The 20,073-nt window shown below is 67.5% G+C and carries 18 protein-coding genes, 1 tRNA gene and 1 rRNA gene; 11 read left to right on the forward strand and 9 right to left on the reverse strand.

Annotated features, from left to right (window positions below):
* The first annotated feature begins 13 nt into the window (after nucleotides 1-13).
* Nucleotides 14-128, forward strand: a 5S ribosomal RNA gene (rrf, locus tag BMW51_RS13450).
* A gap of 93 nt (nucleotides 129-221) precedes the next feature.
* A tRNA-Met gene (locus BMW51_RS13455) sits at nucleotides 222-298 on the forward strand.
* 882 nt (nucleotides 299-1,180) lie between these two features.
* Here the strand turns inward: BMW51_RS13455 and BMW51_RS13460 are convergent.
* Genes BMW51_RS13460 through BMW51_RS13470 form a run of 3 tightly spaced genes read right to left on the reverse strand, consistent with a single transcriptional unit; the run spans nucleotide 1,181 to nucleotide 3,859 of the window.
* The gene (locus BMW51_RS13460) at nucleotides 1,181-2,350 is read right to left on the reverse strand and encodes an acyl-CoA dehydrogenase family protein (RefSeq protein ID WP_093007326.1); all 1,170 of its coding nucleotides are present in this window, start codon (nucleotides 2,348-2,350) and stop codon (nucleotides 1,181-1,183) included.
* Nucleotides 2,347-3,108, reverse strand: a complete 762-nt coding sequence (locus BMW51_RS13465; protein WP_093007328.1) for an SDR family NAD(P)-dependent oxidoreductase — start codon at nucleotides 3,106-3,108, stop codon at nucleotides 2,347-2,349. The genes BMW51_RS13460 and BMW51_RS13465 overlap by 4 nt, the downstream gene beginning before the upstream one ends.
* A gap of 10 nt (nucleotides 3,109-3,118) precedes the next feature.
* Nucleotides 3,119-3,859, reverse strand: a complete 741-nt coding sequence (locus tag BMW51_RS13470; protein ID WP_093007330.1) for an SDR family NAD(P)-dependent oxidoreductase — start codon at nucleotides 3,857-3,859, stop codon at nucleotides 3,119-3,121.
* A 156-nt stretch (nucleotides 3,860-4,015) separates the two neighbouring features.
* Between BMW51_RS13470 and BMW51_RS13475 the strand changes: the two genes are divergently transcribed.
* Nucleotides 4,016-4,711 carry a carboxymuconolactone decarboxylase family protein gene (locus BMW51_RS13475; RefSeq protein ID WP_093007332.1) on the forward strand — a complete coding sequence of 232 codons (696 nt, stop codon included), beginning with the start codon at nucleotides 4,016-4,018 and terminating at the stop codon, nucleotides 4,709-4,711.
* Between the two features lie 46 nt (nucleotides 4,712-4,757).
* Nucleotides 4,758-5,381 (forward strand): TetR/AcrR family transcriptional regulator, encoded by a 624-nt coding sequence (locus BMW51_RS13480; RefSeq protein WP_245708530.1) that lies wholly within the window; start codon nucleotides 4,758-4,760, stop codon nucleotides 5,379-5,381.
* Here the strand turns inward: BMW51_RS13480 and BMW51_RS13485 are convergent.
* Together BMW51_RS13485 and BMW51_RS13490 are read right to left on the reverse strand one after the other, a co-directional pair.
* On the reverse strand, nucleotides 5,378-7,093 hold the full coding sequence (locus BMW51_RS13485) for a class I adenylate-forming enzyme family protein (RefSeq protein ID WP_245708534.1): 1,716 nt from the start codon (nucleotides 7,091-7,093) through the stop codon (nucleotides 5,378-5,380). The genes BMW51_RS13480 and BMW51_RS13485 overlap by 4 nt on opposite strands.
* Entirely contained in the window at nucleotides 7,090-7,836 is a 747-nt protein-coding gene (locus BMW51_RS13490; RefSeq protein ID WP_245708535.1) for an SDR family NAD(P)-dependent oxidoreductase, read from the reverse strand. Before BMW51_RS13490 ends, BMW51_RS13485 begins: the two co-directional genes overlap by 4 nt.
* A gap of 146 nt (nucleotides 7,837-7,982) precedes the next feature.
* Between BMW51_RS13490 and BMW51_RS13495 the strand changes: the two genes are divergently transcribed.
* The 7 genes from BMW51_RS13495 to BMW51_RS13525 all read left to right on the forward strand — a co-directional run bounded on the left by BMW51_RS13495 (nucleotide 7,983) and on the right by BMW51_RS13525 (nucleotide 14,775).
* A complete protein-coding gene (locus BMW51_RS13495; protein ID WP_093007338.1) occupies nucleotides 7,983-8,756 on the forward strand; it encodes a helix-turn-helix transcriptional regulator in 774 nt (257 codons plus the stop codon).
* A gap of 63 nt (nucleotides 8,757-8,819) precedes the next feature.
* Nucleotides 8,820-9,236, forward strand: coding sequence for a Zn-ribbon domain-containing OB-fold protein (locus BMW51_RS13500; RefSeq protein WP_093007340.1), 417 nt, complete (start codon nucleotides 8,820-8,822; stop codon nucleotides 9,234-9,236).
* Nucleotides 9,233-10,381 (forward strand): thiolase family protein, encoded by a 1,149-nt coding sequence (locus tag BMW51_RS13505; protein ID WP_093007342.1) that lies wholly within the window; start codon nucleotides 9,233-9,235, stop codon nucleotides 10,379-10,381. The genes BMW51_RS13500 and BMW51_RS13505 overlap by 4 nt, the downstream gene beginning before the upstream one ends.
* Nucleotides 10,381-11,556: an acyl-CoA dehydrogenase family protein gene (locus BMW51_RS13510; protein ID WP_093007344.1), complete on the forward strand. Its 1,176-nt coding sequence runs from the start codon at nucleotides 10,381-10,383 to the stop codon at nucleotides 11,554-11,556. The genes BMW51_RS13505 and BMW51_RS13510 overlap by 1 nt, the downstream gene beginning before the upstream one ends.
* A gap of 18 nt (nucleotides 11,557-11,574) precedes the next feature.
* Nucleotides 11,575-12,750 carry an acetyl-CoA C-acetyltransferase gene (locus BMW51_RS13515; protein WP_093007346.1) on the forward strand — a complete coding sequence of 392 codons (1,176 nt, stop codon included), beginning with the start codon at nucleotides 11,575-11,577 and terminating at the stop codon, nucleotides 12,748-12,750.
* 1 nt (nucleotide 12,751) lies between these two features.
* Entirely contained in the window at nucleotides 12,752-13,765 is a 1,014-nt protein-coding gene (locus tag BMW51_RS13520; RefSeq protein WP_093007348.1) for an acyl-CoA dehydrogenase family protein, read from the forward strand.
* Complete coding sequence (locus BMW51_RS13525; protein ID WP_093007350.1) at nucleotides 13,762-14,775, forward strand: NADP-dependent oxidoreductase; 1,014 nt, start codon at nucleotides 13,762-13,764, stop codon at nucleotides 14,773-14,775. The genes BMW51_RS13520 and BMW51_RS13525 overlap by 4 nt, the downstream gene beginning before the upstream one ends.
* Nucleotides 14,776-14,778: 3 nt before the next feature.
* On the opposite strand, the gene BMW51_RS13530 is transcribed toward BMW51_RS13525, so the two are convergent.
* Genes BMW51_RS13530 through BMW51_RS13545 form a run of 4 tightly spaced genes read right to left on the reverse strand, consistent with a single transcriptional unit; the run spans nucleotide 14,779 to nucleotide 20,065 of the window.
* On the reverse strand, nucleotides 14,779-15,561 hold the full coding sequence (locus BMW51_RS13530) for an SDR family NAD(P)-dependent oxidoreductase (RefSeq protein ID WP_245708536.1): 783 nt from the start codon (nucleotides 15,559-15,561) through the stop codon (nucleotides 14,779-14,781).
* On the reverse strand, nucleotides 15,539-16,429 hold the full coding sequence (locus tag BMW51_RS13535; protein ID WP_093007352.1) for an SDR family NAD(P)-dependent oxidoreductase: 891 nt from the start codon (nucleotides 16,427-16,429) through the stop codon (nucleotides 15,539-15,541). Before BMW51_RS13535 ends, BMW51_RS13530 begins: the two co-directional genes overlap by 23 nt.
* Entirely contained in the window at nucleotides 16,426-17,676 is a 1,251-nt protein-coding gene (locus BMW51_RS13540; protein WP_245708537.1) for a spinster family MFS transporter, read from the reverse strand. The genes BMW51_RS13535 and BMW51_RS13540 overlap by 4 nt, the downstream gene beginning before the upstream one ends.
* Before the next feature lie 19 nt (nucleotides 17,677-17,695).
* Nucleotides 17,696-20,065, reverse strand: a complete 2,370-nt coding sequence (locus tag BMW51_RS13545; RefSeq protein ID WP_093007355.1) for a TonB-dependent receptor — start codon at nucleotides 20,063-20,065, stop codon at nucleotides 17,696-17,698.
* Nucleotides 20,066-20,073: the final 8 nt, after the last annotated feature.

The raw sequence follows: 20,073 nt of genomic DNA on the forward strand, positions 1-20,073 counted from the left end.
ACCGGCATCATTGCCTGGTGGCCATAGCGTCGGTGTCCCACCCGATCCCATCCCGAACTCGGCCGTGAAACCCTTCTGCGCCAATGGTACTATCGCTCAAGCGATGGAAGAGTAGGTCGCCGCCAGGCATTGACGCCGGTGAAACACACACAAAGAACCCATCACAATGTTACCCCCTGCCAACACGCAGGCCATATCCCGCTGGACCAACATCCAGCCGACGCGGGGTGGAGCAGCCCGGTAGCTCGTCAGGCTCATAACCTGAAGGTCGCTGGTTCAAATCCAGCCCCCGCAACCAACAATACCACGAAAGCCTCAGACCACCCGGTCCGGGGCCTAGAGCTCGTTCGGGGAACATGGATAGCGGGCATAAGTAGACTGTCGATCTGACAGCGGCCATGCCGGCCGGGAGCAGGAGGCAAGATGAGCAAGCGGCCTGTCCGGAATAGTATCTCAACGCTTATGCCTCGGTTCCCGAAGCGCGCGCCTGCATCCGCCGTAATTTCGGCTTCTACAACGCCGTCTGCCCGCATTCTGCGCTTGGTGGTCGCAGCTCCGAACAATCATACTCCCCACCGGCCGCTTCTCGCAGCGACATGATCAATCAACGGCGATCCAGTTGTCCAAGCCGCGAGCCTGTTCAGACCAATTGAGCCACCCATGACTCGGCCGGTTGGGCGGGCGGTCGTGGCTGGCAGCCCTGGTTGGTCGACACCTATCTCCCCAGGTGCGCTCACTCCTTCGAGCATGGCTATGCCGGAGGCAGTCCGCTAACCCTCGCGCGCTACTCGGGCGTGCCCCAAGCTGCTATCGATCGTTCGTTGAACGATTCTTCGCCGAAAGGACGTAAGCGGTCTGGCAGCGGGTCCTCAAGTCCGTCAGCGCTTCAGCTGGCATCTGGCGGGCCGGGTTAACGATGAAGGTCCGTCGTCGCGGTTCAGCTGGCGATCTGTAAACAACGCTCGACGCGTGAAAGGGACGGCAGGTACGCGTTGCTCGCCGCTACGCTGGCGAGCCGGCGCCGCGCGTGTCGGTCCAGAGCGAGGTATCGTCAAACAGTATCTCACCGATTCAGCCACCTTGTAGGTGACCGTCGCACTGACGTTCGGTATGATCTTGTGTTCTCTGAGTGGAAGTGCACCCTCGTGAAAGTGGCAGACGTTCGTGGTATCTCGCTTGGTCATAGATTAGCCGCGCGCCAGTCGCGCTTGATCTTCTTGGCGAGGCTCCATTTGTGCACCTCGGTCGGGCCGTCGTAGATGCGGAAGGCGCGAACTTCGCGGAACACCTGCTCGACGATCGTGTCGCCGGTGACACCGGTGCCGCCCATGACCTGCACGCAGCGATCGGCGATGCGCATGAGGGCTTCCGACACCGCGACCTTCGCCATCGAGCTTTCCGCGGTGCCGAGCGCGCCGGTGTCGAGTACGTCGGCGCACCAGTCGATCATCAGCTCGGCCTGCTTCAGGTCGATAAGGTTCTCCGCCAGCATGAAGCCGACGCCTTCGTGATCGATCAGCGGTTTGCCGAAGGCGTGGCGCCGGTTGGCGTAGTCGGTCGCGATCTCGTGCGCGCGCTGGCAGCTGCCCAGCCAGCGCATGCAGTGCGTCAACCGCGCGGGCGCCAGGCGGATCTGCGCGAGCTTGAACCCCTCGCCGGGATTGCCGAGCATCTGGTCGGCGGGGACGCGAAGATCAGTGATCTGCACCACCGCGTGGCCGCCGGGCATCGAGGAGTCGATCGTGTCGAGCACGCGCTCAATCGTGATGGCGCCGCTCTCATAAGCGTCGGGCAGGTCGACGAGGAACATCGTCGCGCCTTCCTCGGCCTTCGCCATGACGATGCCGATGCGCGCGCCGTCTGCGCCGGTGATGAACGCCTTGCGCCCGTTCACCACCCAGTGGTTGCCGTCCGCGACCGCGGTGGTCAGCATCATCGACGGATCGGAGCCTGCTCCACCATCGGCGGCCGGTTCGGTCATGAAGAAGGCCGAGCGCGCCTCGCCGCTGACCAGCGGGTCGAGGAAGCGCGTCTTCTGCTCCGCGCTCGCTGCTTTGCCGAGCAGGTACATGTTGCCCTCGTCGGGCGCCATGACATTGACCGCGAGCGGACCGAGCGGCGAGAGCCCAGCGGCGCGCAGCACCTGCGCGGTTTCGCGGTGCGTCAGGTGACTGCCGTCCGGGAGAATATGCGGGGTGAGCACGCCCGCCGTGCGCGCCAGGCCGCGCAGTTCCTGTACCAGTTCGTCCGAGGGGCCGTGCGTGCCGCAGCGCGGGTCGCGCTCGAACGGCGCCACCGTCTCTCGGACGAACGCGGCGACCTGCGTCGCGATATCGGCTCCGCGCGTCATCGCGGCGCCATCCGGATCGCACCGTCGAGGCGGATCACGTCGCCGTTGAGCATCGGGTTGGTAACGATCGCCTCCACCAGTGCGGCATATTCCTCCGGGTGACCCAGCCGACTGGGATGCGGAACCTGCGTGCCGAGCGAGTCCTGCGCCGCCTGCGGCAGGCCCTTCAGCATCGGAGTCAGGAAGATGCCCGGCGCGATTGTCATCACGCGGATGCGGTGCTGCGCCAGATCGCGCGCGACCGGCAGCGTCATGCCCGCGACGCCGGCTTTTGACGCGGCATAGGCCGCCTGTCCGATCTGCCCGTCGAACGCTGCGACCGAGGCGGTGTTGACGATTACGCCGCGCTCCTCGCCGATCGGGTCCGCCGACGCCAGCCGTGCGGCGAAGCGCGCCAGCACCGCGAAAGTGCCGAGCAGGTTGACCTCGATCGCCTGTCGGAACGCGGCGAGCGGGTGAGGCGCGCCATCCTTGTTCACCGTCTTGATCGCGGGCGCGACGCCGGCGCAATTGACCAGGATCCGGGCAACGCCGTTTGCCTGCTCCGCCTCGGCGAGCGTCTGTTCGATCGCGGCGTCGTCGGTCACGTCGAGCGCGGCCGCGCGTGCGCTAATCGAGCTTGCGTGCGCGCGGGCGGCGTCAGCGTCGCGGTCGACGATCGTCACCTTCGCCCCGCGCGCCGCGAGCATCGCTGCGGTCGCACCGCCGAGACCCGAGGCGCCCCCGGTCACGATCGCGGCCAGTCCTGCTATCTTCATGCAATGATCCTTATTGCGCGGTCGAGCCGCCATCGACGACCAGTTCGGCGCCGGTCATGTAGCGCGATGCATCGCTGGCGAGGAACAGGATAGCATCTGCGATCTCCTCTGGCATCGCCTTGCGCCCGATCGGCGTGTCGGCGAGCAGCGCGCGACGATCCTCCTCGCTGACGTGCGCGCCCGCGGTCAGCGGCGTGGCGACATGGCCGGGATGGATCGAGTTCGCGCGCACGTTGTTGCCGAGCGCGGCACACTCCAGCGCGGTCGCCTTGGTGAACATCCGTACGCCGCCCTTCGATGCGCAGTAGGAAGCGGTGTTGGCAGCACCCGCGATGCCGCGGATCGACGACATGTTGACGATCGCACCGCCGTGCGTCGAGCGCGCCAGCAACGGCAGCAGGTATTTGGTAGCGAGAAATACGCTGTCGAGATTGACGGCCATGATCGAACGCCAATGCTCCAGCGTGGTGTCGGCGATCGAGCGAAAAACGCCGAAGCCCGCGTTGTTAACTAGGACGTCGAGTCGGTCGAGCGAGTTCGCCAGCGCGATCCAGCCCGCCTCGTCGGTGACATCGAGTTGGTGGACATGGTGATCGCCGTCCAACTCTGCGCGTACCTGCGCGAGCCCGTCGGCGTTGCGGTCGACGAGCCAGACGTGAGCACCCTCGCGAGCGAAGCTTTGCGCGGTTGCACGACCGATCCCCGATGCAGCGCCGGTGACGAGGGCGACCCGCCTGTCGAGTACGCCCATCACCTGTTCTCCTGCTGCGCCAACATGTTCAATGTCATTCGCTGTACCTACTCGACCGTCTGGTCGGTCGTCAATGACGGGGTTGGTTGACGTGCGCTGCTGCAATGCTAGTTTTCACGCTCGACCGTATGGTCGGATGGTAAAGGATTGAAGGTAATGGTCGGCACCAATTTGCTGCTGGAAAACGGCCGCTTGCGACAGAATGCGCCCAAGACGATCGCGGGCTACCAACGCTTTCGCAGCGTCATCGAGCGCGATGCAGCGCTGCCGGCCGAGATCAAGCGCCTGTTCGTCGCCGCCGCTGCCTGTACCAAGGGGTATGAGGCGATGGCGCAGCGCGAGCTGCAGGCAGCCAAGGAGGCCGGGCTGGCGCTCGAAGCCGCCGCGGCGGCGATGACCATCCTGTCGAGTTCGCGCGGGGAGGGCGCCGCGCTCCGCTTCGGCGAAGTATTGCGGTCGATCTACGGCGACGCCGCAACGATCGCCGCCGAGGAGGTCCCGGTTAACGTTGCCGAGGGCGAGGCCGAGCGCAACTTCGTCGGGTATTTCGGCACGGTACCGCCCTCTCTCCAGCTGCTGCTCGACCTCGTGCCCGAAGGCGCGGACGCTTACTATCTGATGCGGGAAGGCACGTTGTCGCACACCGCGCTTGAGCCGCATCATGCCGAGCTGCTGCTGGTGACGGTGCTGGCTGCCGACTATAGCGAATGGTCGCGCGTTCACATGGACGGCGCGCGGCGCGCGGGCGCGACCGAGGCGCAGGTCGCGGAGGCAGTGCTGTGCGCCGTGCCGGTCGCGGGACTGTCGGCCTGGGTCGTCGGTGCGACCGCGATGCAGCCAAAGGCCGCATGAGGCGCGATGGACGCAAGGTCCGCGACGGACTAGGATGGCCGCGCGCATGAAGACGGGAGAGATCATGGTCGCGAAATCGAGAAAGCGGGCGACCACCGAGGCGCATGATGAGAAGCGCGCCGAGATCATCGAACATTGCGCCGGCCTGTTCGACAAGGTCGGTTATCACAACACCTCGATGCAAATGCTGGCGGACGAGGTCGGGCTCGGCAAGCCGACGCTGTACCACTACTTTCCCAGCAAGATCTCGATCCTGTACGCCATCCACGACACGCATATTCGTGCGTTGCTGGGCGGGCTTGAGCATGCACAAAGCGACGATCCGCTTGCCGGATTGCGCTCGGCCTGCGTCGACATCCTGCGGCAGATCGCCAACCATCCGGGCTACGTTCGCGCGTTTATGGACAATTACGGCGATCTCGAAGGCCAGATGCGCGATGCGATCAGACAGGCACGGCGCGACTACTTCGAGCATGTCAAGGCGTTGATCTGCAAGGGCATCGAAACCGGCACGTTCCGACCATGCGATCCCGTTCTTACCACCTACGGCTTTCTTGGCATGTGCAACTGGGCGTACAAATGGTACCCGCCGATGGCGTCCAAGCGCACGCCCGAGGAAGTCGCGGACGCGCTGTGCCAGCCGTTCTTCGAGGGACTGAAAGCCGACTAGCCCTCCCGCTGGCCGAGCGCGGCGAGGATGTCGCGCTTGAGCAGTTTTCCCGCCGCGTTGCGCGGCAGTGGCGCGGACGATAGCACGACCTCTACTGGAACCTTGAAGGCGGCGAGCTGCGCAGCGACGTGCGCGCGCAACTGTTCACCGTTCGCCTTCGCGCCACCGCGCAGCACGACAACCGCGACCGGCACCTCACCGAGCATGCGGTCGGGACGGCCGACCAGCGCGGCGTCCTGCACGGCCGGGTGCTCGTAGAGGCAGTTTTCAACCTCGATGCAGAACACGTTCTCGCCGCCGCGGATGACGATGTCCTTGGCGCGGTCGACGATGTGGACGAAGCCCTCCGCATCGATGCGGGCGAGATCGCCGGTGCGCAGCCAACCGCCCTGCAGCACCGCCGCGGTCGCCGCCGGATCGTTCCAATAGCCGCGCATTACGTTCGGACCCGAGACCCACAGCTCACCCACCTGATCGGCCGGCAGAATGCGCCGGCCGTCCTCGCCGCGGACCTCCGCGCGTGCAACCGCGACCGGGGCGCCGCAACTCGTCGGCCGCCGGCGATAGTCGTTCCCCGAATGTGTAAGCGTCAGGCCACACGTTTCGGTCATGCCCCAGCCGTGCCCCGGCACCGCCTGCGGCACCGCGCTCGCCAGCCGGTCGACTAGGTCGGGTGCCGCTGCTGCGCCGCCGTAGCCCAGGCTCACCAGACTGGTCAGGTCGCGCGTTGCGGCGTCGGGGTGATCGGCGAGCTGCAGCATCATGGTTGGCACGCCGATGACCCAGTTCAGCCGCTCACGCTCGATCAGCCGCAGCGCCTCGCCCGCGTCCCAGCGATGCGTCAGCACGAGCTTATTTCCCGCGTGCAGCGCCGGCGACAGCACCGCGAACGCGCCGGTGACGTGGAAGAACGGCACCGCCATCAGCGCACCGCTCTGCGCTGCGTCCGGATCTGCGACGGGAAGCGTTCCGCGGTCGCGCAGACTAGCTCGTGCACCCGCGAAGGCGGCACCGGTGATGTTGCTCAATATCGCGCGATGACTCGCCAGCACGCCCTTTGGCTTGCCCGACGTGCCCGAGGTGAAGAAGATCGTCGCCGCATCGTCAGCGTCGAGCGACACCGCGGGCAGCGGGCGATCGGGCAGGGCATTCCAGTGCGCGGTCGTGCCGATGATGTCGGTAAGCGACGTGGCTCCGGGCATCGCACCGCGAACAGCGTAGCAGCGCACGCCGCCGGGCAGGGTAGCGAGCCGATCCAGCCGCTCCGCATCGGCGAACAGGTGCGTCGCGCCGCAATGCTCGAGCGCGTACGCCAGTTCGGCGTGCTGCCACCACGCGTTCATCGCCGTCGCAATCGCGCCGATCGACAGCGCGGCGAAGAAGACGACTGGCCATTCCGGCAGGTTGCGCATTGCGATCGCGACGCGGTCTCCGGGTCGAACGCTACCGTCGCGCAGGTGGTGCGCGAGCGCCGACACAGCCTTGCGGAACCCGCCGACGCCGATGCGCTCGTCCTCGAAGATCAGGAAGTCGCGTGCGTCGTGCACGGCGGCGTCGATCAGCAACTGGCGCGCGGTCGCGGGCGTGTGCACCCAGCAGCGTTGCGAAACGCCATCGATTACGCGGCGCTCGATCGCGAAGGCGCTGTCGGGTGCGGTCAGCCGCGCGTGCGCCTCCGCCATGCTCATCGCGGGCGGAGCAGTCCGGTTCACAACACGCCACCGTCGACGCGGATGATCGCGCCGGTCGTGTAGCTCGACGCCGGGCTGGCGAGGTAAAGCGCGGTGGAGACGATCTCCTCGGGCCGCCCGATCCGTTGAAGCGCAGATGGCGCGTCGCGATCGTACTCTTCGCGCCAGCCGGCGGAGATGTCGGTCCAGAACGGCCCCGCCATGATCGCGTTGACGCGCACCGCGGGTCCGAACTCCATTGCCTGTGACCGCGTCAGGATGTTGAGCGCGCCCTTCGCCGCGGCATAGACCGGGTAGGCGGGCGATGGGCGGATCGCGCCGATGCTGGTCACGTTGATGATCGAGCCATGCCGCGCGCGCAAATGCGGTTCGGCCAGCGCCGACAGGCGGAATGGCGCCTTGGTGTTCACTGCCACGATCTTGTCGAACAGCGCCTCACTCATCGCGGCCGAGCTGTCCGCGACCGGCGCGATCCCGGCGTTATTGATCAGACAGTCGAGCCCCCCGAACGCGGCGACCGCGTCGTCTATCAGGCGATCAAGGCTCGACCAGTTGCCGACGTTGCCGGCGATCGCCGCGGCGCGGCCACCGCCCAAGACGATCTCCGCGACCATCTCATCGCACGCCTCGCGCTTGCGGCTGCACACCACGACGCTGGCGCCGGCGGCGGCGAAGCCCAGCGACATCGCACGTCCCAGCCCACGGCTGCCGCCCGTCACGAGCACGGTCTTGCCAGTGAAATCGAAGCTGGGGACTGGTGTCACGATCGCTCTCCCGCGCACGCTGCTGGTGCTTTCGCCGCCTGTTACCACGCGACCAGAGAGCTCAGCCCTGTCACAATGGTCAGGCCGGACGAGCGCGCCTATACCCAAGGTCGCATGATCGTTCCCGCTTGCCATCGCCGCTCTACATGCTGATCGCCGACACGATCATCGACTCGGTCCGTATCAACGCGCCGGCCGATATCCGGCTCGCGGCCGAGGCGTTCCGCGACGCGGTCGCCGATCTGACCGGGCTGTACGTCAATGTGACGCACAACATCGCCGCCTCCGCGCCGATGACCGATGCGGACGGCAGCGTCCTCGCCAGTGCAGTGTTCCAGCCCGAGGGCGCGCACGTCGATTGGTGGAAGGTGCCGCAACTGGCGCTCACCTCGCCCCTGCCGCGCGCGTGCCGGCTGGAGGCGGAGCCGTTCTGGTGCAACGCGCACGGCATCCACGCGCGCTCGCCCAGTCCGCTGCTCCAGTCGCTCGACCTGTCCGACTTCGAGGCGCGCGCGCTGACCCGCGCGGCAATCGTCGTGCCGGTACACCTGCCGTTCGGTCAGATCGGCGCGGCGAGCTTCATCCATCCCGATGAGGCGGTCGACGACCTGTCCGCGCTCTACCAGGAGCACGACGAGGCGCTGGCGCTGCTCGCGCGCATCTTCATCGCCAGCTACGTCAAGGCAACCGAGCGCCCGCGCGAGCAACTCGCCGGACTGGCGCTCACCAAGCGCGAGGTCGAGTGCCTGCGCTGGGCGGCGGCGGGCAAGACCAACGACGAGATCGCGTTGATCCTGGGCTTGAAGCGCACCACCATCCGCTTCCACATTCGTGCCGCCGCGCAGAAGCTCGACGCAGTCAATCGCGACCAGGCGTTGTTCAAGGCGGCGCAACTAGGCTTCCTCGGCACATTGCGCTGACCCAAAGGTCAGAAGCGCGCCAACCGAGCGCGGGTTAGTTTCTCCATCAAGAGGAGAGACGACATGCGCGACGCGCCGCCGCCGATCGACGATCGGTTGCTGACCATCGACCCTAACGGCAGGATCACCTTGCTCGCCGGGCGCGATCGCGAGACGGGCGCGATCGTCTTTCCCGCGCCTAACGACGCCGAGCGGTTCGAGGAGGTCACCCTGCCGCGCACCGGCACCTTGTGGTCTTGGACCGTGCAGCGCTTCCGCCCCAAGTCGCCGCCCTATGCCGGACCCGACGCGTTCGAGCCCTATGCGGTGGGCTATGTCGCGCTCGGCAACGCCGTGATTGTCGAAGGGCGATTGACCGGTGCCGCGCTCGACGGCTTCGCAATCGACATGCCGATGCGGCTGGTACCCGAGCCATTCACACTGAACGACGGCTCGACGCGGCTGTCGTTCGCCTTCGCGCCGATCGGAGCTGCGGCATGAGCGACGTTTACATCATCGGTGCAGGCATCCACCGTTTCGGGCGCACGCCCGAGCGGACGGGGTTGCAGCAGGGCGCGTATGCGGTGCGCGCCGCGCTCGCCGGCGCGGGGCTGTCGTGGAGCGACATCCAGTTCGCTTATGGCGGGTCGGACGCGGCGGGGAAGGCGGACACGATGGTGTCCGAGCTGGGGCTTACTGGCGTGCAGTTCATCAACGTCGCCAACGGGTGCGCGACCGGTGGCTCGGCGATGTTCGGCGCCTACACGACGATCAAGTCGGGCGAGTTCGACCTCGGCATCGCTGTCGGTTTCGACAAGCATCCGCGCGGCGCGTTCGATCCCAAGCCTGCCGAATGGGGCCTGCCCGAATGGTATGGTGAGACCGGGCTGATGCTCACCACGCAATTCTTCGCGATGAAGATCCAGCGCTACATGGCCGCGCACGGCATCACCGCGCCGACGCTCGCCAGGGTGGCCGAGAAGGCGTTCGAGAACGGCGCGCTGACCGATCATGCATGGCGGCGCGAGGCGGTCGACGCGGAGACGATCCTGTCGTCGACGATGGTCAGCGATCCGCTGACCAAGTTCATGTTCTGCTCGCCGGCGGAAGGCGCGGTGGCGCTGATCTTCGCCAGCGAGAAGCGCGCGCGCGAGCTCGGTCTGCCCGCGGTGCGGCTGCGCGCGGCGGCGGTGCGTAGCCGGCCGCCGGGCTCGTTCGAGGTCTTCTCGCCCGCGCTGACGATCGAGCGGGGGCCGTCGCCGACCGTCATCGCCTCGCGCGCGGCGTTCGAGATGGCAGGCGTGGCGCCCGGGGACATCGACGTGGCGCAGTTGCAGGACACGGAGTCGGGCGCAGAGATCATGCACATGGCGGAAAACGGCTTCTGCGCCGACGGCGAGCAGGAGGCGTGGATCGCCGAGCGCCGCACGCACATCGGCGGGCAATTGCCGGTCAACACCGATGGCGGCTGCCTTGCCTGCGGAGAGCCAATCGGTGCCTCGGGGCTGCGCCAGGTGTACGAGAACTATCGCCAGCTGACCGGTCAGGCGGAGGCACGACAGGTGCCTGGTGATCCGCGGCTCGGCTATTCCCACGTCTACGGCGCACCCGGCGTCTCGGGCGTCGCCATCGTGGAGCGCGCGTGATGGACATGACGCTATCTCCCGAGCATCTCGCCTTCCGCGACGAGGTTCGCGCCTTTCTCGACTCGGCGTTGACGCCTGAGATGCGGCGTGGCGCGACGCTTACCTCGGGCGTGTTCGCCGAACCCGACGTCTATCGCGCGTGGCAGAGCGCGCTCGACCGACAGGGCTGGCTGACCTATTTCTGGCCCGAGGCGGCGGGCGGTCCCGGCTGGGATGCGGTGCGGCGCTGGATTTTCGAGAACGAAGTGGCACGCGCGGGCGCGCCGGTGCTGCCGGGGATGGGGTTGAAGCTCGTCGGCCCGGTGCTGTTCAGCTACGGCACCCATGAGCAGCAGGCACGTTTCCTGCCGCCCTTGCGTAGCGGCGAGCATATCTGGGCGCAGGGTTTCTCCGAGCCAGGCTCTGGCTCCGACCTCGCCTCGCTGCGCACCCGCGCGGTGCGTGATGGCGACGATTATATCGTGGACGGGCAGAAGATCTGGACCACGCAGGCGCAGTTCGCCAATTGGCTGTTCGCGCTGGTGCGCACCGATGCGACCGGCAAGCCGCAGCGCGGCATCTCGTTCCTGCTAATCGACATGAACACGCCCGGCGTCACCGTGCGCCCGATCATCAGCGCGTCGGGCGATCACGAGCTGAACGAGGTGTTCCTGGAAAACGTTCGCGTGCCCGCCGACAATCTGATCGGCGCGGAAGGGCAGGGCTGGACGATCGCCAAGTTCCTGCTGGAGAACGAGCGTGGCGGCACAGGCTACGCGCCGCAACTGCTTGCCGATCTTGATCGGCTGGAGCGCGCCGCCGATTTTTCGAGCGAACTCGCCGATCGCGCGGTGCGGCTGCGGCTTGAGGCCGAGGCACTGGAGATGAGCGAGCTTCGCACGCTGCTTGAGATCGAGCACGGCGAGCCGCCGCACCCGCGCAGCCTCGCGGTCAAGCTGATCGCGTCGGAGGTGCGCCAAGGGATCGAGGCGCTGGCGGTCGACGCCTTCGGGTTGGCCGGCCTGCAACTGCCCGCCGAACGCCCGTTCCATGCCGCCGACGCAGCTGAAGGCATCGGCCCGCCCGAGGCGGCGCTCGCTTCGGTCCGCTACCTGAATGCGCGTGCCTGGTCGATCTTCGGCGGCACCAGCGAGGTTCAGCTCAACATCATCGCCAAGGCCGCGGTCGGCCTGTGACGCGCAGAGGATTTGCTTATGCCTGACGCTTTCATTGTTTCCGCTCGCCGCACACCCGGTGGTCGTCGCAACGGTCGCCTGGCCGACATCCATCCCGCCGACCTCGGCGCCACGGTAATCGACGCGATCCTCGCCGAAACCGGCGTCGACCCCGCGGCGATCGACGACGTCATCATCGGCTGCGTCAGCCAGGTGGGCGAGCAGACCTTCGCGCTCGGGCGCAACGTGGTGCTCGCTTCGTCGCTGCCCGAGAGCGTTCCTGCGGTCACGATCGACCGCCAGTGCGGCAGTTCGCAGCAGGCGCTCCACTTCGCCGCGCAGGCGGTGATGTCAGGGACGCAGGACCTGGTGATCGCGGGCGGGGTGGAGAGCATGTCGCGCGTTCACATGGGCTCGCCCGTCACGCTCGCCGCGCAGGCGGGCATGGGCAGCGGCCCGTTCGCGCCCAGCATCCAGAAGCGCTTCGGTGTGGAAAGCTTCAGCCAGTTCACCGGCGCGCAGATGATCGCGGACAAATACGGCTTCGATCGCGCCGCGCTCGACCAGTTCGCCCTCGACAGCCACCGCAAGGCAGTGGCGGCGCGCGACGCGGGTGCGTTCAAGGCCGAGATCGTGCCGGTCACCACGACCGAGGCGGATGGCAGCCGGCACGTCCACGACCATGACGAGGGCGTCCGCGCCGACGCCTCGCTCGAGTCGATCGGCACGGTGAAGCTGCTTAGCCCCAACGGCACGCTGTCGGCTGCCTCGGCGAGCCAGATCTGCGACGGGGCGAGCGGTGTGCTGGTCGCGTCGGAACAGGCGGTGAAGCAGCACGGCCTGACCCCGCTCGCGCGCATTCACAATTTGACCGTCACCGCGGGCGATCCCGTCATCATGCTGGAGGAGCCGATTCCGGCGACCAGGCGCGCGTTGCAGCGCGCCGGACTGTCACTCGACGACATCGACCTATTCGAGGTCAACGAGGCATTCGCCTCAATTCCGATGGCGTGGCTGAAGGCGCTGGGTGCCGATACGACGAAGCTCAACGTCAACGGCGGCGCGATCGCGCTCGGTCATCCGCTGGGCGCGACGGGTACGAAGTTGATGGCGACGCTGGTCCACGCGCTGCACGCGCGCGGCGGTCGCTACGGGTTGCAGACGATGTGCGAGGGTGGCGGAATCGCCAACGTGACGATTGTGGAGCGCGTCTGAGATGGACCTGATCCCCAGCGACGAGCAGGTGCTGCTGCGCGACACGGTCAGGCGCTTCCTCGCAGACGGTAGTGACGCGACCACGATGGGCAAGGGACCGATGCCGCGCGACGTGTGGCGCGCGGTCGCCGAACTCGGCCTACTGTCCTTCCTGCTGCCCGAGGCGGCGGGCGGCACCGGCGGACGGCCGCAGGACGCGGCGATCATCGCCGAGGAGATTGGGCGCGCGCTCGCGATCACGCCACTCGCTGAGAGCATCGGCGGCGCGGCCGACCTGATCGCGCGTGCGGGCGACGCGGACCTCACCAGCCGCTGGGTCGAGCGGGCGCTGATGGGAGAACAACATCTGGCGCTCGCACAGGCACCGGTTGATGCGCGCGGCGACACGCTCTCGAGCGATCTCGGCATTGTGTCTTGGGCAGCGGAAGCGGCCGCGATCGTCGTTCTCGCTGATAAGCGCGCGTGGGTCGTCGAACCGGAGGCCACGGGTGTGATGGTCACGCCGGTGCGCTTGATCGACGGGACGCCGGGCGCGACGGTGTTGCTCGCCAATTGTGCCGCGACCGCGCTGAACGTTAGTGCGGCCGACGTAGCGGCGTGTCTCGCAACCGTGCGTTTGTGCCACACGGCCGAGCTGGTCGGCGCCATGACGACGCTCTACGAGCAGGCGGTCGCCTACGCGCGTGAGCGCAAGCAGTTTGGTGTCGCAATCGGGTCGTTTCAGGTCGTCCAGCACAAGCTCGCGCGCATGTTCGTCGCGATCGAGCAGAGCCGTTCGCTGTTGTTGAAGGCGGCCGTCGAGGATCGGGGCGACACGGGGTTCGTCCGCGCAACGCTGGCTGCCAAAGCCTACATCGCGGAAAGGGCGCAGGCAGTGGCGGAGGATGCGGTGCATCTGCACGGTGGCATGGGCGTGACCGACGAGCTGGCGGTCGGGCGTGGGCTTCGCCGCGTCATGCTGCTCGCGCGCGCGTCCGGCAGCGCTGCTCAGGCGCGGCGGGCGCTGGCGGCATGAGCGTCAACCGGCGCTGGACGCTGGCCGCGCGGCCCGACGGTCCAGTCAAGGCGAGCGACTTCGCGCTGGTGAGCGAACCGTTTGCGCGACCGGTGCTAAGGATGGGCGAGGTGCTGGTGCGCAACCACTTGTTCTCGGTCGCACCCACTATTCGCAACTGGTTGAATGACGGCGGAAGCTATCGCGGGTCGATCCCGATCGGCGGTACGATCGCGGGCATGACCGCCTGCGAGGTAATCGCATCCGAACACGCCGACTATGCGGTCGGCAGCCGCATGGTCGCGATGGCGCGCTGGGAGGATCTGAGCGTCGTGCGCCCGGACAGCGCGGCCGTGCCGCCGTTCCCGGTGCCCAACGACGTGTCGTTCGAGGATGCGATGGGGCTCTACTCGCCTAACAGCCTGACCGCGTACTTCGGCCTGCTCGACGTCGGACGCCCGGTCGCTGGCGAAACATTGGTCGTGTCGGGTGCGGCCGGGTCGGTCGGCTCGCTCGTGTGTCAGATCGGCAAGGTCACCGGCTGCCGCGTGATCGGCATCGCCGGTGGCGCGGCAAAGTGCCGGCATCTGGTCGAGGTCACCGGTGTCGATGCCGCGATCGACTACCGCGCGGAGAACGTCGCCGGGCGGCTCGCCGAACTATGCCCATCAGGGATCGACCTGTTCTTCGACAATGTCGGCGGCGAGCAGTTGCAGGCGGCGGTCGACAATATGGCCGATCACGGCCGGATCGTGCTGTGCGGGCAGATTTCGGCCTATGATCGGCCGGGCGGCGCGCCTGGTCCGAGCGACATGATGAAGATCGTTTACGGACGGATCCGTATGGAAGGCTTCGTGGTCGGTGACTTCGTCGATCGCGCCTCGACGGCCCGCGAGCGGTTGCGACAGTGGCAGGCGGAGGGACGCGTCTCCGTGCAGGTCGACGTGCGACGCGGGTTCGAGCGCTTGCCCGACGCCTTCGTCGACCTGTTCTCCGGCGGGAATGCGGGCACGCTGCTGGTCGCCGCCTGACGCTCAGCCGGCGGTCTGCCCGCCGTCGATCGTCACGTCGGTGCCGGTGATGTAGCGGGCACCGTCACCCGCGAGGAAGAGGATCGCCGCCGCGATCTCCTCGACATTCCCCGCCCGCCCGAGCGGAATGTCGACCAGCCGCCTGGCCTTGATCGCGGGATCGTCGAAGACCGCGCGGGCGAGCGGCGTGTCGATCAGGCCGGGGTTGATCGTGTTGACACGGATGCGCGATCCGTGCGCGGCGAACTCGATCGCCGCGGCCTTGCTGAACATGCGCGTGGCTCCCTTCGCGGCCGAATAGGCGCTGGAGCCCGGGCCTGAGATGATCCCGCGGATCGAGGCGATGTTGACGATCGCGGCGTGATCGGACCGCTCGAGCAGCGGCATCATCGCGCGCGTACCGAGGAACAGGCTGTCGACGTTAACCGCGCGGACGGCCCGCCACTCGTCAAGCGACAGATCGGCAATTGCACAGAAGTTGCCGCGTCCCGCATTGTTGACGAGCACGTCGAGCCGTCCCGCCTGATCGTCGATCAGCGCCGCTGCACGGGTCCAGCCGGCCTCGTTGGTGACGTCGAGCGCGATCGCGTGATGAGGCTTTCCATCGGGCAGGCATGCGCAGGCGGCGTCCAGTGCTTCGCGGTCGCGGTCCGCCAGCCACACGGTCGCGCCCGCGTCGAGGAAGGCGTGCGCGGCGGCGAGGCCGATCCCGTTCGCCGCGCCGGTGACCAGGACGTGGCGATCGGCGAACGATTTCACCGCGTCACTGATCGCTCGTGTCGGCAAGCCCCGCATCCTTGCGGCTCATCGCGACAATGCTCTCGAACGTCGGGTTGCGGCGCGCCAGGATCGCGTCGGCGCGTGCCGCGATCGCGGGATCGAACGCGTCGGTCGTGAACACGTAGAAGTCGCCGCGACGAATGCCCTCGAACGCGATTTGGGCGGTCTGTTCCGCGGTGATCGCATTGCGGTACAGATCGTCGCGCATCGCCTCCAGGTCGGCGGATTCGCGCGGCGTTCCTTCGGGATGGGCCAGTGCCTGCGGACGCGATCGCTCCGCCTCGTAGATGCGGGTGGCGACGAGGCCCGGCAGCAGCATGGTGACGCCGATCGGCGCGTCGATCTCCTGCAAGCCCGCGTAGAGCGCCTCGGTGGCGCGCACGACCGCGTGCTTCGCCGCGCCGTAGCAGGCCGACCCCGACCCGCTGACCACGCCCGCGACCGATGCGGTGTTGAGGATGTGCGCGGGTGCTCCCGCCGCGAGGAGGCGCGGGACGAACACTCGCATGCCATGCAGCACGCCATTCAGGTTGACGCCGAGCGACCATTGCCAGTCATTGTCACTATATTCCCAGACGCGGCGGTGGCGACCGCCCGGGACGATCCCGGCGTTGTTGCACAACAATCCGACGCGCCCGAACCGTGCCTCGGCCGCGTCGGCCAACGCCATCAAATCGCCTTCGCGCGTCACGTCGCAGCGCACCACCAGCGTGCGGTCCGCGCCGATCTCGGCTGCGACCGCTTGCGCCTCTGCCTCCGCGATATCGGCCAGCACGACGTTCATGCCCGCTGCCGCCGCCTCGCGCGCCAGCGCCGCGCCGATGCCGCTGCCCGCGCCGGTGATCACGGCGCACCCGTTGGTCCAGTTGGTCATTTCCGCAAATCCTTTGCGTAGAAGCGCGCGGCGAGCAGGAAGCACCCGCCCGCGGCCAGTCCGAAGAACGAGATCATCGTCATGGCGGTTCGCAGCGAATGGTCCGCGCCGCCCAGCATGTCGCTCAGAATGCCCGTCAGCCACGGACCGAGACCCAGGCCGATGATGTTGACGCTCAGCAGCAGGATCGACGAGGTGAAGGCGCGGATCGATGCGGGCACCAGCGACTGCGTCATGGCGATGATCGGCGCGTAGTAGAAGAACAGCAGCAGCACGGTGACCGCTCCTGCCGCCAGCGAGACGGCGGTCGAGGCCGCCTGCAACTGAACCAGTGCCGCCGGCGTGGTCAGCAGCAGCGCAATGCCGGTCAGGATCGGGCGTCGCTCGGGCGTGTCGATACGAACGCGGTCGGTCAGCCAGCCTCCGGCAAAGATGCCGATCGCGCCGCCGATCCCCGTCATCAGCGACAAGGCGGTGGCGATGTCGCCGAGCGCCATGCCGTGCAGCCGCGCGTAGAAAGGCGCGTTCCAGTTGAGCGCGACGCTCAGCACCAGATTGTTGAGCGCGCCACCCGCGAACAGCAGTAGGAGGCTGGGTCGACGCGCCATGACGCGCAAGCCCTCTTGCCACGGCATTGCGGCGGGTGCCGGTCCACTGTCGAAGCGGCCACGTGCGGGCTCGCGCAGCAGCGCGAGGATCAGGGGTGCGAGCAGGACGCCGACACCGCCGACGATCCACAGTGCCGCGCGCCAGTCGATCGCCTGCGCCAGCCATCCGCCGCTCAGATAGCCGAGCATCACGCCGATCGGCAGCGCGAGCCCCCAGATCGCGAGCGCCGTCGCGCGCCGCTCGGGCGGGTAATAGTCGGCGAGCATCGAGTGGGTCGCGGGAATGCTGCCCGCTTCGCCCAGGGCCACGCCGATGCGAAAGAACACCAGTGCGGCGAAGCTGGTCGAGAAGCCGCTGATCGCGGTCATCGCGCTCCACAGCGCGATCGATCCCGCGATCACCCAGCGCCGGCTGTAGCGATCCGCCAGCCGCGCGATCGGCACGCCCAAGGTCGAGTAGAACAGCGCGAAGGCGAGACCGGTCAACGCGCCGAGCTGCGCGTCGCTGAGCGACAGGTCGCGCTTGATCGGCACCTGCAGGATCGAGATGATGGTGCGATCGAGGTAGTTGAACACCGACACCACGATCAGCAGCAGCAAGGCCAGCCTGCGCGCGCCGGCGCTCGGAGCTTCGGTCATGGTCGATCCTTCGCGCATGTCACTTCCCGTACCGCAGCGTCAGCGTGGCGCCGATCTGGCGCGGCGGCGCGACGCTGACACGCTCGACGTCGAGTGCGCCCAGGCCGCCGGGGGTCGCCGCCACTTCGGCGCGGGTGACGTGATAGAAATTATACTGCAGCCCGTTGGTGACATACTGTTTGTCGAACAGATTGCGCGCCCACACGCGCACGTCCCACCGGCCGGATGGCGGCGTATAGGTCAGCGACGTGCTGGCGACGTTCTTGCGCTCGGTCAGCGGCACCGCGCGCTGCCCGAGCCCGGTCGGGGTCACCTGGAATGCGCTGGCGAACTTCGTGTCGAAGTGGAAGGCGAGCGACGACCCATTCGCCAGGTCGGCGGTGTAGTCGAGCAATGCGGTGAAGTCGTGCTTGGGCGTGAACGGTGCCTGGTTGCCGGTGCAGTCGAGCCCGCCCGCAGTGCAGCCGACAAAGCTTTGGTAGAAGGCGTCGGTGTAGGCGTAATTGGCGCCGAGCGACAGGCCACGCGCCGGGCGGACCACTGCCTCGACCTCGACGCCGCGCGCGCGCAGCTTGCCCGCGTTCGAATCCTGGAACACGCCGTTGACCTGCGAGCGGACCTGCAGGTCTGACGTGTCGGCGTGGAAGGCGGCAATGTTGAGCGTGAGCGCGCGATTGAACAGGTCGGTCTTGGTGCCGATCTCATAGCTCCACGTCGTCTGCGCTTTCAGCGGGGTCGCCGCCGCGGCGGGCGTGCGGACGTTGAAGCTCCACCCGCCGCCCTGGAAGCCGCGCGAGGCGGAGGCGTAGAACAGGCTGCCGCGTACCGGGCGGTATTCCGCGATGAAGCGCGGGGTCCAGCCGGTCCAGCTGTCGACCGCGTCGCCGTTGGCGGGCAGTTGCTGGTAATAAGCGCCGCCCTGGAACGGCGACGACCCGATATGACGCGTGTAGCCGGTCTTGCGCTCGTAGCTGTAGCGCAGTCCAGCGGTCAGCGAGAGTTTGTCGGTGAGCTTGTACTTGCCCTCCGCGTAGGGGCCGAAGCTGCGGTTCTCGATCTGACCCTCAAACACCTGGCCCGGTGTGTAGCGCCCCTGGTTGAGCACGGAGAAATACAGGTTCGGGTCGCGCCCGTCGAAGCCGAACACGATGCTGTGGTTCAGATCCTCGTAGCCGAAATACGCGCCGGCGACGAAGTCGAATGGTCCGCCCAGATCGGAGGTGAAGCGGAACTCCTGGCTCACCTGCCACTCGTCGTTGGTGTTGAGCGAGGGGTAGTTGACGGGGTTGGGGCCGCCGTCCGCATCCTCGGCCAGACGCGACTTGAGGTACCGGTACCCGGTGATCGAACTGACCCGGCCGATCCCGGTTTCATATCCGACGTTGAGCAGCGCGGCGACGATCGTGCGACGCGTGTAACCGTCATCGTCGAGCAGCACCTTGTGCAGGTCGCCGTCGGTGCGCGCCTTGACCGCGGCGGCGAGCGAGCCGTCACCGACGATGGTCGGCCCGTCGCCGTAGCCGCCGCGTTTCAGATAGGACAGGCTGCCGACCACGTCCCACTTGTCGCTCGGCTGCCAGCGCAGCGATCCGCGGTACGCCGCGACCTTGTTGTTGGCGAGGTAATGGCCCGTTTGCAGGTTGCGCTGATATCCGCCGACATCCTTGACCCCGTAGGCGAAGCGCCCGGCGAGCGTGTCGCCGAGCGGCACGTTGATGAAGCCGTCGGCCTCGATCCCGCCGCGTCCGCCCGAGAAATCCGACGCGGTGACGCTGGCGCGCCCGGTGCTCGCGCCCATTTCGGGCAGGTTGTTGGTGATGACCAGCGCGCCGCCGACCGCGTTGCGCCCGAAGGTCGTCCCTTGCGGACCGCGCAGCACCGATACCTGTGACACGTCGAACAGATTGGCGTCGAACGAAGCGAGCGTGCCGTAGAAGATGTCGTCGATGTACACGCCCACGGGGCTCTCGAGACCGGGCGAGTCGTTGATCGTTCCCTGACCACGAATTTGCACGGTGATGACCGACGTGCCCTTGACCGGCACGAAGGTCGGACCCGGCGCGATCTTCACGATCTCGGAAAAGTTATCGACCTTGCGGGCCTGGATCTGCTCGGACCCGAGCGCGCTAACCGCGATCGGCACGTCCTGCAGCCGCTCGGCGCGGCGCGTTGCGGTGACGACGATGTCGTCGCCGGGCGTTGCCGCAGCCGTGGGCGTCGACGTCGCTTCTGCCGCCACCGGCTGCTGCGATGCGGGCGTCTGCGCGGGTGGTGGCGCGGGCGAGGCAGGTGCGGTCAGCGCCGGATTGCCCGTCTGCGCGTGGGCCGCGGGGGCGATCAGCGCCAGCGCGGAGACGCCCAGCGCCCAATGTTTCGGTTTCGTGATCATCCGGCCTC

The sequence above is a fragment of the Sphingomonas palmae genome (genome assembly GCF_900109565.1).
Lineage (GTDB): Bacteria > Pseudomonadota > Alphaproteobacteria > Sphingomonadales > Sphingomonadaceae > Sphingomonas > Sphingomonas palmae.

Coding starts and splice junctions, on each gene's coding strand:
- BMW51_RS13460 (WP_093007326.1), bottom strand. CDS start 2,350: ATGACGCGCGGAGCCGATATCGCGACGCAGGTCGCCGCGTTCGTCCGA.
- BMW51_RS13465 (WP_093007328.1), bottom strand. CDS start 3,108: ATGAAGATAGCAGGACTGGCCGCGATCGTGACCGGGGGCGCCTCGGGT.
- BMW51_RS13470 (WP_093007330.1), bottom strand. CDS start 3,859: ATGGGCGTACTCGACAGGCGGGTCGCCCTCGTCACCGGCGCTGCATCG.
- BMW51_RS13475 (WP_093007332.1), top strand. CDS start 4,016: ATGGTCGGCACCAATTTGCTGCTGGAAAACGGCCGCTTGCGACAGAAT.
- BMW51_RS13480 (WP_245708530.1), top strand. CDS start 4,758: ATGAAGACGGGAGAGATCATGGTCGCGAAATCGAGAAAGCGGGCGACC.
- BMW51_RS13495 (WP_093007338.1), top strand. CDS start 7,983: ATGCTGATCGCCGACACGATCATCGACTCGGTCCGTATCAACGCGCCG.
- BMW51_RS13500 (WP_093007340.1), top strand. CDS start 8,820: ATGCGCGACGCGCCGCCGCCGATCGACGATCGGTTGCTGACCATCGAC.
- BMW51_RS13505 (WP_093007342.1), top strand. CDS start 9,233: ATGAGCGACGTTTACATCATCGGTGCAGGCATCCACCGTTTCGGGCGC.
- BMW51_RS13510 (WP_093007344.1), top strand. CDS start 10,381: ATGGACATGACGCTATCTCCCGAGCATCTCGCCTTCCGCGACGAGGTT.
- BMW51_RS13515 (WP_093007346.1), top strand. CDS start 11,575: ATGCCTGACGCTTTCATTGTTTCCGCTCGCCGCACACCCGGTGGTCGT.
- BMW51_RS13520 (WP_093007348.1), top strand. CDS start 12,752: ATGGACCTGATCCCCAGCGACGAGCAGGTGCTGCTGCGCGACACGGTC.
- BMW51_RS13525 (WP_093007350.1), top strand. CDS start 13,762: ATGAGCGTCAACCGGCGCTGGACGCTGGCCGCGCGGCCCGACGGTCCA.
- BMW51_RS13535 (WP_093007352.1), bottom strand. CDS start 16,429: ATGACCAACTGGACCAACGGGTGCGCCGTGATCACCGGCGCGGGCAGC.
- BMW51_RS13540 (WP_245708537.1), bottom strand. CDS start 17,676: ATGACCGAAGCTCCGAGCGCCGGCGCGCGCAGGCTGGCCTTGCTGCTG.
- BMW51_RS13545 (WP_093007355.1), bottom strand. CDS start 20,065: ATGATCACGAAACCGAAACATTGGGCGCTGGGCGTCTCCGCGCTGGCG.